The organism is Bradyrhizobium sp. (assembly GCF_052389815.1).
Lineage (GTDB): Bacteria > Pseudomonadota > Alphaproteobacteria > Rhizobiales > Xanthobacteraceae > Bradyrhizobium.
In genome coordinates this window covers 1-15,934 of record NZ_JBQTHN010000144.1, presented here as the reverse complement: position 1 = coordinate 15,934, position 15,934 = coordinate 1, and the positions used below count along the sequence as shown (strand labels likewise).

Sequence of the window (15,934 nt, the reverse complement as noted above, 5' to 3'; positions counted from 1 at the left end):
CCCGATTATATGGGCCCTTTAGGGCTGTCCACAACCCGGGCGAACACCAGCACGTCCACCTGCGCCGCTTTGGCGCGGAGCAGCGCCCTCGCACAGGCATCGCTGGTGGCGCCCGAGGTCAATACGTCGTCAACCAGCACGACGCGGCGACCCTGGATATCAGCCATGCGATCCGGTGACACCTTGAAGGCGCCCTGCACATTGCTGGCGCGCTGAGCGCGCGAGAGCCCGATCTGCTGCTCGGTCGCCCGCACCCGCCGCAAGGCCTCGGTCGCGACTTCCACCCCGCTTTGCCGCCCGATGGCGCGGGCAAGCGCGCCCGACTGGTTGTAGCGGCGGCTCCAACCGCGTCGCCAGTGCAGGGGAACCGGCACCAGCACTTCGGCCTGCCCAAGCAGCTCGCGGCCGGCCCGCGCCATCCAGCGGCCCATGGTCGGCGCTAGATCCGTGCGGTCGTGATATTTCAGCGCATGCACCAGCGTGCGCGCCACATCGTCATAACGAACCGCGGCGCGGGCGCGCTGGTACGCCGGCGGATTGGCGATCGCCTCCATCGACAGCAGCTCGGGGCCGGGGTCGTAGACGAAGGGGATGCCGAGCCGCGGGCAATAGGGCGGTTCGATGAACGACAGCTTGGCCCAGCATTCGGCGCAGACGCCTTCGCCGTCTACCGGCTCGCGACAGGCAACGCACAGCGTCGGCAGCGCGACGTCGAGCGCGAATTTTGTGGCCTGCCGCCACGCGTCGCGCAAACTGCCTAGGATCGAGCGGGAGGGGGCCTCAGCGTCCATGAATCGAGGCTAGCGCCGCCCCGCACGTCGCTCAAGCAGGCGATTGCCACGGCCCGGCCAGTCGGCGTACCAACCCGGCATGGCCGAGCCCGCCAACACCGCCCCCGTTCTGTTCGACCGCGCCCTTTTGCGAGCGCGGCAGGCGCGCGCGCGCAAGCAGGGCGAGGCCACCTTCCTGCTCGACCGCGTCGCCGAGGACATGGCCGACCGCATCGCCGCGGTGCGGCGCGACTTCTCCGATGTCGCCGACATCTGGACCCCGGGCGACGTGCTGCGCGCGCCCCTGGCGGGGCGCTTCAGGTCGATCGCGCGCATCGGACTCGATCCGGCGAGCGAAGTCGTGCCGCTGCAGCCGGGGTCGATCGATCTGGCCGTCTCCGCGTTAGCCTTCCAGTTCGTCAACGATCTGCCGGGCGTGCTCGCGCAGATCCGGCGCGCGCTGCGGCCGGACGGGTTGTTGCTCGCGGCATTGCCGGGGGGAGATACCCTGACGGAGCTGCGGCAATCCTTCGCCGCGGCCGAGGCGGAATGTGAGGGCGGCGTCTCGCCGCGCGTCGCGCCATTGGCCGATCTGCGCGACATCGGCCATCTTCTGCAGCGCGCGGGCCTCGCGCTGCCCGTCACCGACGTCGACCGTGTCGTCGCGCGCTACGACAACGCCTTTGCGCTGATGCATGATCTGCGCCGCATGGGCGCGACCAACGTTCTCATCGAGCGCCGCCACGTGCCGACCCGCCGCGCCACCATGCTGCGCATGGCGCAAATCTACGGCGAGCGCTTTGCCGATCCCGACGGCCGCATCCGTGCCACCTTCGACATCGTCTGGCTCTCCGCCTGGGCGCCGCACGAAAGCCAGCAAAAGCCGCTCCGTCCAGGCTCGGCGAAGGCGAGCCTGGAGGCCGCGGTGAAGGGAAGGAAGAAGTAATTTTCGTCATTGCCGGGCTTGACCCGGCAATCCATCCGCGTCGCAATAGTCTTTTCAAGTGTGATGGATGCGCGGGTCAAGCCCGCGCATGACGGGCGAAGCTACAACAACACATCGATCAGATGCGGGATCAGCGGCAGGTCCGCGGGCGGCATCGGGTAATCGCGCAGTCTGGTCGCGCGCACCCAGGCGAGGTTCTGGCCCTCGCGCGCCATCGCCTGGCCTTCCCAGCGCCGGCAAATGTAGAGCGGCATCAACAGATGAAACGTCTCGTAGGCGTGGCTCGCGAAGGTGAGCGGCGCCAGGCACGGCTCGGCGACCGCGATGCCGAGCTCCTCGTGCAGCTCGCGGATCAGCGTCTGCTCCGGCCGCTCGCCCGGCTCGACCTTGCCGCCGGGAAATTCCCAGAGGCCCGCGAGCGCCTTGCCTTGCGGCCGCTGGGCGATCAGCACGCGCTTGTCGGCATCGACCAGCGCGCAGGCGACCACGAGAGTGAGTTTGACGTCGGCCATGCCTGGGGGAATTGCCTATTTCGAGTGCAGCGGGTCCGGTTTTCTACCGACTTTCCTTAACCGCCGGGCGGCCGTTCACCAACTGCTTTGTTCGCCCGGCCCGCCGCGATGCGGGTAAGCCTGAAATTAACCGGTTGGATGCAATGGTTCGCAAGTCTTGTACAGACGAAGGCTTGTACAGGCGAAGCCTTGCCCAGAACAGGCGTCCGTGATGCGTACGTTGCTGCCCCTCCTCAATCGCTTCCGCCGCGATCGCACCGGCAACATCGCCGTCATCTTCGCCCTGACGCTGGTGCCGATGATTTCCGCCGCCGGAGGCGGGCTCGACTATATCCGCGCCACCGCGATCAGGACCAAACTGCAGGCTGCGGCCGACGCCGCCAGTGTCGGCTCGGTGGCGAAAAAGGCGCCCGCCTTCATCGCCGCCGGCACCATGAGCTCGGACGGAGCGATCGCTGCGGGCGTCGCCGACGCTACCAACATCTTCAATGCCAACATGAGCGGGATCACCGGCTATACGCTCAATGGCCTCAGCATCACCGTCAGCCGCATCAACGGCGTGGTCAGCAGCAACGTGCAGTTTTCCGCCGACGTGCCGGTGATGTTCCTCGGCGTCATCGGCAAGAGCAAGCTGACGGTTACCGGATCCTCGACCGGCACCGCCACCATGCCGCTCTATATCGATTTCTACCTGCTGCTCGACAATTCGCCGTCGATGGGCGTCGGCGCGACCACAACCGACGTCGCCAAGATGGTGGCGAACACCAAGGATGACTGCGCCTTCGCCTGCCACGACCTCAAAGACAAGGACAACTACTACAAGCTCGCCAAATCGCTCGGCGTCACCACGCGCATCGACGTGCTGCGCAGCGCGACCCAGCAGCTGATGGACACGGCCGGCAACACGCAGACCTATTCCAACCAGTTCCGCATGGCGATCTACGATTTCGGCGCCTCCGCCTCGACGACCGCGCTGCGCAGCCTGTTCTCGCTGTCATCCAGCCTGACCAGCGCCAAGTCGGCAGCGGGCAATATCGACCTGATGACAGTCAACGGCCAGAACGAGAACAAGGACCAGCATACGCAGTACACCAAGATCCTGCCGGCGATGAATTCGGCGATCTCCTCGCCGGGCACGGGCACGGGCACGTCCTCCTCGCCGCTGAAATACCTGTTCTTCGTATCCGACGGCGTCGCCGACGAAGACAATTCGGGATGCCTGAAGCCGGTTACCTCGGGCTCGCGCTGCCAGTCGCCGATCAATCCAGCGCTCTGCACCGCCATCAAGATCCGCGGCATCAAGGTCGCAGTGCTCTACACCACCTATCTCGATCTGCCGACCAACAACTGGTACAACAAGTGGATCTCACCGTTCAACAAAGGCCCCTACGGTCCGTCGCCGAACAGCGAGATCGCCCAGAACATGCAGAGCTGCGCCTCGCCGGGCCTTTACTTCGAGGTCAGCATGACCCAGGGCATTTCGGACGCGATGAACGCCCTGTTCAAGAAGGCCGTGGCGGACGCACGCATCAGCGGCTGACGCTAGTCAAATGCCGTCATTGCGAGGAGCGCAGCGACGAAGCAATCCATAGTGCTGCGCGCGGATAGATGGATTGCTTCCGCCTTCGCGCACGGCGCTTCGGCGGACTTGAGCCCTGCGAAGCTTGCGGAGCAAGCGTAGAAGGGTCGCTTCGCTCGCAATGACGGTGGCCATCACGACCGGTAATCGCCGTTGATCGCGACATATTCCTTGGTGAGGTCGCAGGTCAGCACGCGGTCGCGGCCCTTGCCGAGGCCGAGCGCGACCTTGATCTGGATCTTCGGCGCCTTCATCGCCTCGGAGACTTCCGCCTCGTCGTAGGAGGGATCGCGCGCGCCGCTCCTGGCGACGCGGATGCCGTTGAAGGAGATCGACAGCTTGTCGCGGTTGGCCGGCTCGCCGGCCTTGCCGACCGCCATCACCACGCGGCCCCAATTGGCGTCCTCGCCCGCGATCGCCGTCTTCACCAGCGGCGAATTGGCGATCGACATCGCGATCTTCCTTGCCGAAGCCTTCGTGGCCGCGCCTTCGACCACGACCTCGACCAGCTTGCGGGCGCCTTCGCCGTCGCGGGCCACCTGCTCGGACAGGTTCGCCAGCACGTCGTTGAATGCCTTCGTGAAGGCCTTCAGCCTGGGATCGCCGGCGCGCGTGATCTTCGGCGCGCCGTTCGCCGCCGCAGCACCCGTCGCGAAGGCCAGCAGCGTGTCCGACGTCGAAGTGTCGCCGTCGATCGTCACCGCATTGAACGTGTCTTCGACGCCGCTTCTGAGCAGTGACTGCAGCACGGCGCCCGACAACGGCGCATCGGTGAACACGAACGACAGCATGGTCGCCATGTCGGGCATGATCATGCCGGCGCCCTTGGCCATGCCGTTGATGGTGACTCTGGCCTTGCCGAGCTTCACCGTGGCGGTGGCGACCTTCGGAAACGTGTCGGTGGTCATGATGGCGCGCGCGGCGCTCATCCAGTCACCGGGCGCGGCGGTTTCGTTGATCTCTGCCAGCACGCCGTCGAATTTGGTCGCATCGAGCGGCTCGCCGATCACGCCGGTCGAGGCGAGGAAGATGTCGTTGACGCTGCAGCCCACCGCCTTCGCCGCGATCTGCGCCGTCAGCGCTGTCGACTGCCTGCCGGTCTTGCCGGTGAAGGCGTTGGCGTTGCCGGAATTCACCACCAGGGCGCGCGCAAATGCTCCCCTGGATCCGCCGCGCTTCAGTTTGGCGCGGCACCATTCCACCGGCGCCGAGGGACACTTCGACTTGGTGAAGACACCGCCGACCGTGGTGCCCTTGTCCATGACGGCCAGCAGCACGTCGGTGCGCCCCTTGTAACGGATGCCGGCTGCCGCAGTCGCAAGCCTGACGCCCGCAATTTCGGGCATGTCGGGCACATCGTTGGGGGCGAGAGGGGAGACGGCGGTGGACATGGGAGGCTTTCCGGCTTTCTGGGAGGGAAGCGCTCTGTATCACCTTCGCAGGCGAGGCGGGAGTGGGCGGGCAGATGCCACAAACACCAATGTCGTCCCTGCGAACGCAAGGACCCATAACCCCAGGCGGTGATTGTAGAGGGAAAGCCGGCGACCAGCCTGCCCCGAGTGTGGCCGCGGCGTATGGGTCCCGGCTCAGCGCTCGCTAACGCTCGCTTGGCCGGGACGACAACGCGTCACTTCTTCGCCGGCGGCGCCATCTTGGAGTCGGACGGCTTGGCCGGCTCCTTGGCTGCATCGGGCTTGGCCGCCGGCTCGGCCGGCTTGTCCATGCGCTCGACCTTGGCGGCCTCGCGCAGCTTGGCGACATAGTCGGCCTGCGCCTTGCGCGTCACATAGGTCTCGATCTGGCCCTTGACCTGCTCGATCGGCGGGGCCTTGCGGTTGCGCTTCTCCTCGACCTTGATGACGTGCCAGCCGAACTGCGACTTCACGGGATCGGAGATCTTGCCCGGCTCCAGCGTAAAGGCGACCGCGGAGAATTCCGGCACCATCTGCTCCTTCGTGAAGAAGCCGAGGTCGCCGCCGTCGGAGGCGCCCGGGTCCTTGGACTTCTTCTTGGCGAGCTCGGCGAAGTCGGCGCCCTTCTTCAGCTCCTCGACCACGGCCTTGGCCTCGGCCTCGGCCTCGACCAGGATGTGGCGGGCGTGCACCTCGACCTCGCCGGTGATCTGCTTGGCCGCCTCCTCATAGACCTTCTTCAAGGCCTCCTCGGTGGTCGCCGCCTTGCCCTCGGCGGCGAGCAGGCTGTCCATCATCAAGCGCTTGCGGGTGAAGGTGAGGCGCTTCTTGAAGTCATCGGTGTTCTCGATCTTCTTGTCTTCCGCCGCCTTGGCCACGATCTGCAGGTCGATCAAAAAGCCCAACACGTTCTCCTTGCGGGTGGCCGGGTCCATCTGCTGCAGCGACGGCGCCAGTTCCTCTTCGGCCAGCGCCACGTCGCTCTCCTTGACCTCCACCCCGTTAACCTTGGCCAGCACCTTGTCGTCGGCGCGGGCGGGCGACCCCGCGATCAGGGCCAAAGCGACGGCCGCGGCAAAGCCGAGACGCAGGCCGGTTTTCGTTTCCGGGAACGAGGCGGTCATGCAAAATCCTTGAACTTGAGACGAGGGTGTTCGGGCGGCGGGACACTCGCCCAATCGAGGGGGCTTGGCAACGCGAAAAACCTGTCAAAATGATGAATTTCCTGACGTTCGGCGCGCCTCCGGACCACGTTGACATCGCCCCGGGCCGGCCATATCTCTGCCCCGTCGTTTCAGCGGCGATGGCGTTTATTTTGCTCGCGTTTTTGCCGTTGAACCTTGGATGGCCCGTTTCCCACTCAATTGGCGGATGATCCTCGCCACCCGAATGGCACCGCGACGCGTCACGGTGAGTTGATGGGTAATCCAGAGCATGGTTCCGAAAAGTGGGTACCGGTTTTCGGACCAGACCATGCTCAAACGAATAGTGTATCTACGCGGCGCTCCACGGGCCGCAGGAACAGGACTTTCGCATGATCGGCGCGCTCGCCCGCAAGCTTTTCGGCACCCCCAACGACCGCCGGGTCAAGGGCTACCAGTCCCGCGTCAACGCCATCAACGCGCTCGAGGGGGAGATCGAAAAGCTCTCCAACGAGCAGCTCAAGGCGCGCACGGATGAATTTCGCAAGGAACTCGCCGAAGGCAAGACGCTCGACGACATCCTGGTGCCGGCCTTCGCCACCGTGCGCGAGGCCGCCAAACGCACGCTCGGCCAGCGCCATTTCGATGTGCAGCTGATCGGCGGCATGGTGCTGCACGAGGGCGACATCGCCGAGATGAAGACCGGCGAAGGCAAGACGCTGGTCGCTACCCTTGCGGTGTATCTCAACGCGCTCGCCGGCCGCGGCGTCCACGTCGTCACCGTCAACGACTACCTCGCCCGCCGCGACGCCGCCTGGATGGGCCAGATCTATTCCTTCCTCGGCATGACCACCGGCGTGATCGTGCACGGCCTCGACGATGCCGAGCGCAAACAGGCCTATGCCTGCGACATCACCTACGGCACCAACAACGAATACGGTTTCGACTATCTGCGCGACAACATGAAGTACCGCCTCGAGGACATGGTCCAGCGCGGGCACTACTACGCCATCGTCGACGAAGTCGACTCCATCCTGATCGACGAGGCGCGCACGCCGCTGATCATCTCCGGCCCGCTCGACGACCGCTCGGACTTCTACAACACCATCGACACCTTCATGCCGAAGCTGGAGAAGAAGACCGATTTCGAGGTCGACGAAAAGCAGCGCACGGTGACGCTGACCGAAGGCGGCATGGAGAAGATCGAGACGCTGCTGCGCGAAGCCGATCAGCTCAAGGGCGAATCGCTCTACGACGTCGAGAACGTCTCGGTCGTGCACCACGTCAACCAGGCGCTACGCGCGCACTCCCTTTTCGCCCGCGACAAGGACTACATCGTCCGCGACGGCGAGGTGGTGATCATCGACGAATTCACCGGCCGCATGATGCCGGGCCGCCGCTATTCCGAAGGCCTGCACCAGGCGCTGGAGGCCAAGGAGAACGTCCAGGTCCAGCCGGAGAACCAGACGCTCGCCTCCATCACCTTCCAGAACTATTTCCGGATGTACGAGAAGCTCGCCGGCATGACCGGCACGGCAGCGACCGAGGCCGACGAGCTGTTCGACATCTACAAGCTCGAGGTCGTGGAGATCCCGACCAACCTGCCGGTGGCGCGTCTCGACGAGGACGACGAGGTCTATCGCACACAAGGCGAAAAATACGCCGCGATCCTCGCCGAGATCGAGCGCGCCAACAAGCGGCTTCAACCTGTATTGGTCGGCACCGCCTCGATCGAAAAGTCCGAGGTGCTAGCCGACTTCCTGAAGAAGAACGGCTACAAGCAGATCGAGTTCGGCAACGAAAATGCGATGGAGAAGCTTTACGCCGCCGCGCGCGCCGGAAAGCCGGCAAAGCTGTTCGCGGTGCTGAACGCCCGTTTCCACGAGCAGGAAGCCTATATCGTCGCCGAGGCCGGCGTGCCCGGCGCGATCACCATCGCCACCAACATGGCCGGCCGCGGCACCGACATCAAGCTCGGCGGCTCGCTCGACATGCGTCTCCAGCAGGAGACGGCTGACATCACCGACGAAGCCGAGAAGGCCAGGAAGATCGAGCAGATCAAGGCCGACATCGAGCGCTTCCGCGAGATCGTCCTGAAGGCGGAGGAGACCGTCGAGCTCGAGCCCGCCAAGGGCGCCAAGGCCGCACGCGCCGAGCAGAAGCCGGGCGGCCTCTACATCATCGGCTCCGAGCGCCACGAATCACGCCGCATCGACAACCAGCTGCGCGGCCGGTCCGGCCGCCAGGGCGACCCCGGCCGCTCGAAGTTCTTCCTGTCGCTGGAAGACGATCTGATGCGGATCTTCGGCTCCGACCGGCTCGACTCCATGCTGCAGCGCCTCGGCCTCAAGGAAGGCGAGGCCATCATCCATCCCTGGATCAACAAGGCGCTGGAGAAGGCGCAGCAGAAGGTCGAGGCGCGCAACTTCGACATCCGCAAGAACCTCTTGAAGTTCGACAACGTCCAGAACGACCAGCGCAAGGTGATCTTCGACCAGCGCATCGATTTGATGAAGGACGACAGTGTCGCCGAGACGGTCGCCGACATGCGCCATGCCTATGTCGACGATGTCGTCGTCAAGCATATCCCCGAGCATGCCTATGCCGAGCAGTGGGACGTCGCCGGCCTCAAGGAAGAGCTCAACCGCGTGCTCGGCATCGAGCTGGCGGTCGACGAATGGGCCAAGGAAGAGGGCATCGCCGACGAGGAGATGCTGAACCGCATCGAGAAGCGCGTCGACGAGCACATGGCGGCCAAGGTCGCGCAATGGGGCCCCGACGTGATGCGCTACGTCGAGAAGACGATCCTGCTGCAGACGCTCGACCATCTCTGGCGCGAGCACCTGATCATGCTCGACCATCTGCGCCAGGTCATTGGCCTGCGCGGCTACGGCCAGCGTGATCCCTTGCAGGAGTACAAGTCGGAAGCTTTCAACCTTTTCGAGACCATGATCGCGCACCTGCGCGAGGCCGTCACCGCGCAGCTGATGCGGGTCGAGATCGTGCCGCCCGAGCAGCCGCCCGAGCCGCTGCCTGTCATGGAAGGCCACAAGTTCGATCCGAACACCGGCGAGGACGAGATGGCCCTGGCCTCGCTGGTCCCGGCCATGGCGAATGGCGCTGCGCGCGACCCGCAGAACCCCGCCAGCTGGGGCAAGGTCGGCCGCAACGAGGATTGCCCCTGCGGCAGCGGCAAGAAGTACAAGCACTGCCACGGCAAACACGCGTAGGGCGTGGGCCGTCAATCATGCACTGACGTCATCATCTGCGAAGGCGGATGATCCAGTACGCCGCGGCTTCTCCGTATCTCACAACCGTCATCGAATACTGGATGCCCCGCTTTCGCGGGGCATGACGGCTGCTACTGTGGAGAAGGAAGGCGCGCTCGCGCCTACTTCATCGCGCCGAAACGGCTCTCGAACGAGTTCGCCGGCAGGGCCGGCGCCGCGCCGGCGATGGTCGCGTCCTTGGCGGCCGGTGCGGGGGCAGCGGCGGCGGACACGGGCGCGTCGGACACCGAGGGCTTCAGCGCGGGAGCCGGCGCAGGCTTGGCTGCGGCCGGCTTCGGCTCGACATGCTTCGGCGCCGCTGCGGTGGCGCGCACGATCGAGGGCGCGGGCCTGCTCTCGGCCTTCGGCTTGGCCGGCGGCGGGGCGCTCGCCGTCGTCTCGGCGCCGCCGAGCCCGACCTTGCGGGCGAGGTTGGAGAACCAACCGTCCGACTGCTGGGCCGGTTTCTCCGCCGGCGTTGCGGCGGCGACGCGCGTGGCCGGGGCGGACACGGCCACCACGGGCTCTTCCTGCGGGGTCAATTTTGGTTTCGGCGGGTTGACGTGCGAGGGGATGGTGCCCGGCGCGCGCGACAAGGCAAGAAGCGAAAGGCCCTGGCCGTCGCCGCCTTCGGAGAGGCCGGTATGGCCGTCGGGCAGCTTGGCGGCGAACACCTTGTTCATGCCGCCGTCGATGCCGGTGTTCATGCGCGCCACCGGCGTGCCGCGCGAGACCAGCTTGTTGGTCTCGGCCTGGTCGTGCTGCTGCTTCTCGCGCACGGCGTCGGCGACGTCTTCGGGGATCGCATAGGCCGGACACTTCGCCGATGCGTTGAACACCGGATCGCGCGTGGCGTTCGGCGCGCGCGTGGCGTCGAAGACGTACTTCTTCTCGCAGAAATCGACCTTCGGCTCCTGCCGCGTCACCTCGAAATGATCGTAGCCTTGCTTGATCATCTTCCAGAACGGCATGCTCGGGTTGTTGCGATGCTTCGCCATATTGATCGGCGTCATCTTGAACGGATAGGCTTGCAGCTGGAAGGCGCGCTGGCCGCCGAAGAAGGACTCGCGGCCCAGCGAATAGATCTCGGCCATCTGCTCGTCGGTCATCGCATAGCAACCGCGCGACGAGCAGTCGCCATGCACCATCAGCTGCGAGCCGGTGCGGCCGAGCGCCTGGTCGAACGCGTTGGGGTAGCCGGTGTTGAAGGAGAGGTAGAACGACGACTGCGGATTCATCTGCGCCGGCGTGATGGAGTAGAAGCCTTCCGGCGCCTGGCGGTCGCCCTCGCGCATCTTGGGACCGAGGTCGCCGGACCAGCGGCAGATCGGATAGGTCTTCAGCAGCGCAAAGCGGCCGTCGCGATCCTGCTTCCAGACCTCGAGCTCGGCTTCCTGCTTGAAGATGCGCACCAGGATCGGCGACTGCAGCTCCATGTTCTTTTCGGTCATGGCCTGCACGAGCTTGGGCGGCACCGGCTGGTTCGCCTTGGCGTTGTTGGCGAGCGAAATGTCGTCGGTGTTGCAGCCGGCCAGCGCAAGGCCAGCCGCGAGCGCAGCCGAGGTCACGAGCAGCCGAACGGGAAGGCGAGAAATCAAGCGGAAGCTCCACACCCACCGGGCGATGCCGGCAACCCCAACATCAGCGTCATCGCCCTGAAGCCATTGACTAAAATATTACCCGTCGCCCTGATGCGTCGCAACCCGAACGGCGCCGTTCCGAAGGATGCGAAGCAGCCATGGTCAACCAGAGCTTAAACAGGCTGCTCGCGGCCTAATTGCGGCCGAAAATGGCTATTTTTGCCCAGATGTTGCCGTAATTTCAGGGGGGGTGGCAACCTGTGATCGGCGTGCCCGGAACTAGCCAGGACGAGAGGGAGTCACCTCACCCCAGCTTGCGCCCGATATCCAGAAATTTCTGCCGCCGCTGCTGGCGGATGCCGGCCGCGTCGAGATTGTGCAACTCGGTGAAGGCCTGCGCGATGGCTTCGCCGGTGCGGGCGATCATGGCCGGTGGGTCGCGGTGGGCGCCGCCCGGCGGCTCGGTCAGGATGCGGTCGATGACGCCGAATCTCAGCATGTCCTGCGCGGTAATTTTCATGCTGTTGGCGGCTTCCTGCGCCTTGGTGCCGTCGCGCCAGAGGATGGAGGAGGCCGCTTCCGGCGAGATCACGCTGTAGATCGCGTGCTCGAACATCAAGACCTTGTTGGCGGTGGTGATCGCGATCGCGCCGCCCGACATGCCCTCGCCGGTGACGATGGCAACGTTGGGCACGCCCAGCGCAAGGCACGCATCGGTGGAGCGCGCGATCGCCTCGGCCTGGCCGCGCTCCTCGGCGCCGATGCCGGGATAGGCGCCGGCCGAATCCACGATCGACAGCACGGGGATGCCGAAGCGGTCGGCCATCTCCATCAGCCGCACCGCCTTGCGGTAGCCTTCGGGGCGGGCCATGCCGAAATTGTGCTTGATGCGGCTCTCGGTGGAGTTGCCCTTTTCCTGGCCGATCACGCAGATCGGCTCGCCCTGGAAGCGGCCGAAGCCGCCCATCAGCGCTTCGTCCTCGCCGAACTTGCGGTCGCCGGCAAACGGCGTGAACTCGGTGATCAGCGCGCCCACGAAATCGGAAAAATGCGGCCGCTGCGGATGTCGCGCCACCAGCGTCTTCTGCCACGGCGTCAAATTGGCATAGAGGTCGGCCAGCGCTTGCGCCGACTTCTCCTCGATCTTCGCGATCTCGTCGCCGATGTCGCTGCCGCCGGCGGCGAGCGTGCGCAGCTCGTCGATCTTGGCCTCGAGTTCGGCGACGGGCTTTTCGAAATCGAGATAGGAGCGCATCTGGTCCGGCATCAAATCAATATAGGGACAACGGTGCTGTCAGGCGAAGCGGTTTTGACGTTTCGGAAGAAAGTGCCTGTCTTCAACGATTTAGCGCGCATCCAAGTCCGATTCATACCAGGGGGCGAATGCACGCCGGGCGGGTGCAGGCGTCTTTCTAGTGAGACGGCTCGGAAGTCAAGCGGGCTGGCCGGTCTGCCGCAGCGCCCGCCGTGCCAGCGCCAGTCCCATCAGCACGAAGGCGGAGGTGACTTCCGCACCCCCGACCAGGATCCGCGTCGGCGTCTTCATCTTGTTCCACTCATAGGCCTTGTAGGGCCCATGCCGCCCGCCTTCGCCGAGGGAGGCGACGATCACATGCAGCGCCGGCGTGAAGGTTGCGATGTCGGCGCCAAGATGCGCCAGCGCCATCAGGGCGAGCGCCGCGTCGAACGCGTTCATCTCATGGGTGATCATCTCGCCCTCGACATAGGCGAGCACGCGGGCGCGGATGAAGGCGAACGAGCCGTCCGGATCGATGGCGCGCTGCGCCGAGACCGGCAGCGCGATGAAGGCGGCATAGCAGCGGCCGAAATAGGCGGAGTAGAGCTCGGGCAAATAGTAGATGTGCGAGCGCGGATTGGAGAAGGCGCCGCTTTCGGCGAGCCTGCGCTGGAAGGCGATGATGCGATGGACCGTCTCCAGCCGCGACGGCGTTTCCAGGATCTTCCAGCGCGACAGGTTGCGGAAGGAGACTTCGAGAATGTCGAGATTGAGCGTGGGGTCGAGGTCGTTGCCGTAGGGCCGCTCGCCCTTGATGTTGTCGATCCAGGTGACGACCGCGCCGTCATAATCGATGTTGTCGTTGAGCGGCACGGTGACGCGCGGCTCGTTGGCGCCCGCGCGCACCTGATAGCCGCGGTAGAAATCCAGCAGCGGCTGGTCGAGGATCGGATCGCGCGAGCCCGCCTGGGTCGCTGCCGAGAACGAGCAGGCCGTGGTGTCGCAATCCGGCACGTAGATGCCGAAGCCGAGGTCCTGCTTGATCTGGGCGAAGAAGCGCGAGAAGCGCGGATGCGGCAGCGGCGCCAGCGCCGTGATCACGTTGACGGTCGAGCCGTCGTGCGAATGCACTTCCTCGCGGCTGATGTTGAGGCAGAAATCCACCATGTCGTCGATGGCGCGCTTGGCCTGTTCCGTCTCCTGCGCGGAAGCCAGCCCGCTTTCGATATAGCCGAGCAGCGCCTCGGTGAAGAAGGCGTCGTAATAGGCCGAGCGGTGGCGGATCTGCATCGGCTCCCACATCGGCTCGGCGATCCCGGTCCAGGGCGGGTTGATCAGCGCACGCGCCGGCGAATGCGCGATGAAGATGCGCGCGAGCGAGAACAGAAGCGTCGAGTTCTTGTAGCCGCGCGAGTTCAGGCCCGTCAGCGCCATCACCATCTCGCGGCCGCCCATGTCGGCATCGCCCAGCAGGTTGAAGGCGGCATAGGTCGGCAGGAAGCCGTTCCTGGAATAAGAGCGCAACAGATGCGCCGCGCAGCAGCGGATCGCCCTGTCGATGTCGGCAGGTCCCGGCGCGCGGGCCGGCGCGGGGCTGGGCGCGGGCCTGGGATGCCTGACATCGATGCCGTCCATCAGCGCAGCCACGGGCGCGCCGACCGCGGCCCAGTCCGGGGCCTCCTCGTCGCGGGCGCGAACGATCGCGGCGCGCAGTTCGGCGAGCTGCCTTTCGTCCTTCAGCGCGGGCAGGCCGGTCCGCCTGAGCAGCGGCCGCAGCGCCGGGTTGCCGAGCGCGGTCCGATAGAATTGGCCGAGATGGGCGTCGCCGCCGGAATATTTCAGCAGCAGCGGATCGCAGACGTCGTACAGCGATGGCCCGTCCTTATGCGCCGTCAGCGCCCGGAGCGCGGCGCCGGCGAAATAGTGAAACCCCATAGGAAGCTTTCTGCGAGACTTTTGGCGCCGGCCGGAGGGAACCGCGAAGTTTTAAGTTATTGGAAAAGCTATACGAACGGTTGGGATTTACCAAATGTGACAGACATCACAGCTGGGACACGATTTTTCCCCTTGAATGGCCCCGGCATGGTCCCGGGGGAGAAATAAAATTCTTCTATGGAACCAATAGCTTGAATGAGGATGGACGTTCTGTCTTGCCGTGAGGGATATAGCGGGGTAAGGGTTTGCTTGTTGCGACGCCGCAAAATGAGCGCAATTCAGCGGCACCAACCCGGCCAACCCCTCAAACCTAAATCTGATTGGCGCGACTACTGTTCGGCTGCGCTGCTTTGACGATGACAGGAAGTACCGAGATGAATGTTAGCCAGCTCATTTCCCGCCGCTCGGTTGCCGTGATCGCCGGCCTCGTTGGCATGGTGTCGCTGGCCATCGGGGCGCACGCCGCGCTGAACAAGCGCGCGCTGGATGCCGCCAAGGCGATCGGCACCGAGCAGGCGGCCGATGCCGTCACCAGGCAGTCGCGCCTCGCCCTTGTCATCGGCAACGGCCATTATCCGGACGCCGCCGCCCCCCTCAACCAGCCGATCAACGACGCGCGCGCGCTCACCTCGACGCTGCGCCAGTCCGGCTTCGACGTCGACGTTGTGGAAGACGCCAGCAAGGACGACATGCAGCGCGCCATCGGCCGTCTGAAGTCCAGGATCAAGCCCGATTCCGTCGTCATGCTGTTCTTCGGCGGCTATGGCATCCAGGCCGGCCGCGAGAGCTACATGATCCCGGTCGATGCGCGGATCTGGAAGGAAAGCGACGTCCGCCGCGAGGGCGTTTCGGTGGAGTCCGTGCTCGACGGGATCAAGGAAAAGGGCGCCCGCGCCAAGCTGGCCGTGATCGACGCCTCGCGCCGCAATCCCTATGAGCGCCGCTTCCGTTCCTATTCGCACGGTCTGGCGCCGATCGCCGCGACCGACAATGCGCTGATCCTCACCGCCGCCACCCCCGGCAAGGTCGCCGACGACTCCAGGGGCCAGAACAGCGTGCTGGTCTCCGAGCTGCTCAACAACCTGGCCTCGCAGGGCGCCGGCGGCATCGAGGGCGTCTTCAACAAGACCCGCGTCACCATCTCCCGCGCCTCCGACGGCGCGCAGGTGCCGAGCGTGTCGTCCTCCCTGCTGGATGAAATCCGCATCGGCGGGTGACTGTCGTCCCTGCGAAAACGAGCTGTCGTCCCTGCGAACGCAGGGACCCATAACCACCGCCGTCAATGATTGCGGGCGGCGCAGCCACATCCTAACCTTGCGCGACAACGCCAGCATTGGTGCTTCGCGCATGTACTATGTCTACATTCTCGCGAGCCGACGCCACGGGACACTCTACATCGGGGTGACGAATTCGCTGCGCAAGCGGCTGGAGCAGCATCGCAGCGGCGAGGGCTCGGAATTCGTCAAGAAGTACGGCGTTTTCCGCCTCGTTTATGTCGAATCCTATGAGCGGCCAGAAGAAGCGATCGCGCGTGAAAAGCAGTTGAAGCGAT

12 protein-coding genes are annotated in these 15,934 nt (G+C 65.2%); 5 read left to right on the top strand and 7 right to left on the bottom strand.

The features are described from left to right. Nucleotides 1–5: 5 nt before the first annotated feature. Entirely contained in the window at nucleotides 6–791 is a 786-nt protein-coding gene (locus ACT4OC_RS22480) for a ComF family protein (protein ID WP_444841234.1), read from the bottom strand. Between the two features lie 79 nt (nucleotides 792–870). On the opposite strand from ACT4OC_RS22480, the gene ACT4OC_RS22475 reads away from it, so the two are divergent. Next, a complete protein-coding gene (locus tag ACT4OC_RS22475; protein WP_444841233.1) occupies nucleotides 871–1,716 on the top strand; it encodes a methyltransferase domain-containing protein in 846 nt (281 codons plus the stop codon). 101 nt (nucleotides 1,717–1,817) lie between these two features. Here the strand turns inward: ACT4OC_RS22475 and ACT4OC_RS22470 are convergent, their stop codons facing one another. Next, a complete protein-coding gene (locus ACT4OC_RS22470; RefSeq protein WP_444841232.1) occupies nucleotides 1,818–2,228 on the bottom strand; it encodes a (deoxy)nucleoside triphosphate pyrophosphohydrolase in 411 nt (136 codons plus the stop codon). Nucleotides 2,229–2,439: 211 nt separating this feature from the next. Here ACT4OC_RS22470 and ACT4OC_RS22465 point away from each other — a divergent pair, with 211 nt between their 5' ends. After that, the gene (locus ACT4OC_RS22465) at nucleotides 2,440–3,768 is read left to right on the top strand and encodes a TadE/TadG family type IV pilus assembly protein (protein ID WP_444841231.1); all 1,329 of its coding nucleotides are present in this window, start codon (nucleotides 2,440–2,442) and stop codon (nucleotides 3,766–3,768) included. 173 nt (nucleotides 3,769–3,941) lie between these two features. Here ACT4OC_RS22465 and argJ read toward each other — a convergent pair whose 3' ends face one another. Further along, entirely contained in the window at nucleotides 3,942–5,198 is a 1,257-nt protein-coding gene (argJ, locus tag ACT4OC_RS22460) for a bifunctional glutamate N-acetyltransferase/amino-acid acetyltransferase ArgJ (protein ID WP_444841230.1), read from the bottom strand. Nucleotides 5,199–5,434: 236 nt separating this feature from the next. Next, nucleotides 5,435–6,343 (bottom strand): peptidylprolyl isomerase, encoded by a 909-nt coding sequence (locus ACT4OC_RS22455; RefSeq protein ID WP_444841229.1) that lies wholly within the window; start codon nucleotides 6,341–6,343, stop codon nucleotides 5,435–5,437. 410 nt (nucleotides 6,344–6,753) lie between these two features. Here ACT4OC_RS22455 and secA point away from each other — a divergent pair, with 410 nt between their 5' ends. Then, a complete protein-coding gene (secA, locus tag ACT4OC_RS22450; RefSeq protein ID WP_444841228.1) occupies nucleotides 6,754–9,591 on the top strand; it encodes a preprotein translocase subunit SecA in 2,838 nt (945 codons plus the stop codon). A 161-nt stretch (nucleotides 9,592–9,752) separates the two neighbouring features. On the opposite strand, the gene ACT4OC_RS22445 is transcribed toward secA, so the two are convergent. The 3 genes from ACT4OC_RS22445 to ACT4OC_RS22435 all read right to left on the bottom strand — a co-directional run bounded on the left by ACT4OC_RS22445 (nucleotide 9,753) and on the right by ACT4OC_RS22435 (nucleotide 14,382). Beyond that, nucleotides 9,753–11,228: a L,D-transpeptidase family protein gene (locus ACT4OC_RS22445; RefSeq protein ID WP_444841227.1), complete on the bottom strand. Its 1,476-nt coding sequence runs from the start codon at nucleotides 11,226–11,228 to the stop codon at nucleotides 9,753–9,755. 286 nt (nucleotides 11,229–11,514) lie between these two features. Then, a complete protein-coding gene (locus ACT4OC_RS22440) occupies nucleotides 11,515–12,477 on the bottom strand; it encodes an acetyl-CoA carboxylase carboxyltransferase subunit alpha (RefSeq protein WP_444841226.1) in 963 nt (320 codons plus the stop codon). 165 nt (nucleotides 12,478–12,642) lie between these two features. Continuing rightward, a complete protein-coding gene (locus ACT4OC_RS22435; protein WP_444841225.1) occupies nucleotides 12,643–14,382 on the bottom strand; it encodes a hypothetical protein in 1,740 nt (579 codons plus the stop codon). 374 nt (nucleotides 14,383–14,756) lie between these two features. Here ACT4OC_RS22435 and ACT4OC_RS22430 point away from each other — a divergent pair, with 374 nt between their 5' ends. After that, on the top strand, nucleotides 14,757–15,599 hold the full coding sequence (locus ACT4OC_RS22430; protein WP_444841224.1) for a caspase family protein: 843 nt from the start codon (nucleotides 14,757–14,759) through the stop codon (nucleotides 15,597–15,599). Nucleotides 15,600–15,729: 130 nt separating this feature from the next. Further along, nucleotides 15,730–15,934 (top strand): GIY-YIG nuclease family protein (locus ACT4OC_RS22425; RefSeq protein ID WP_444841223.1); only part of this gene is annotated, 205 nt, incomplete at its 3' end.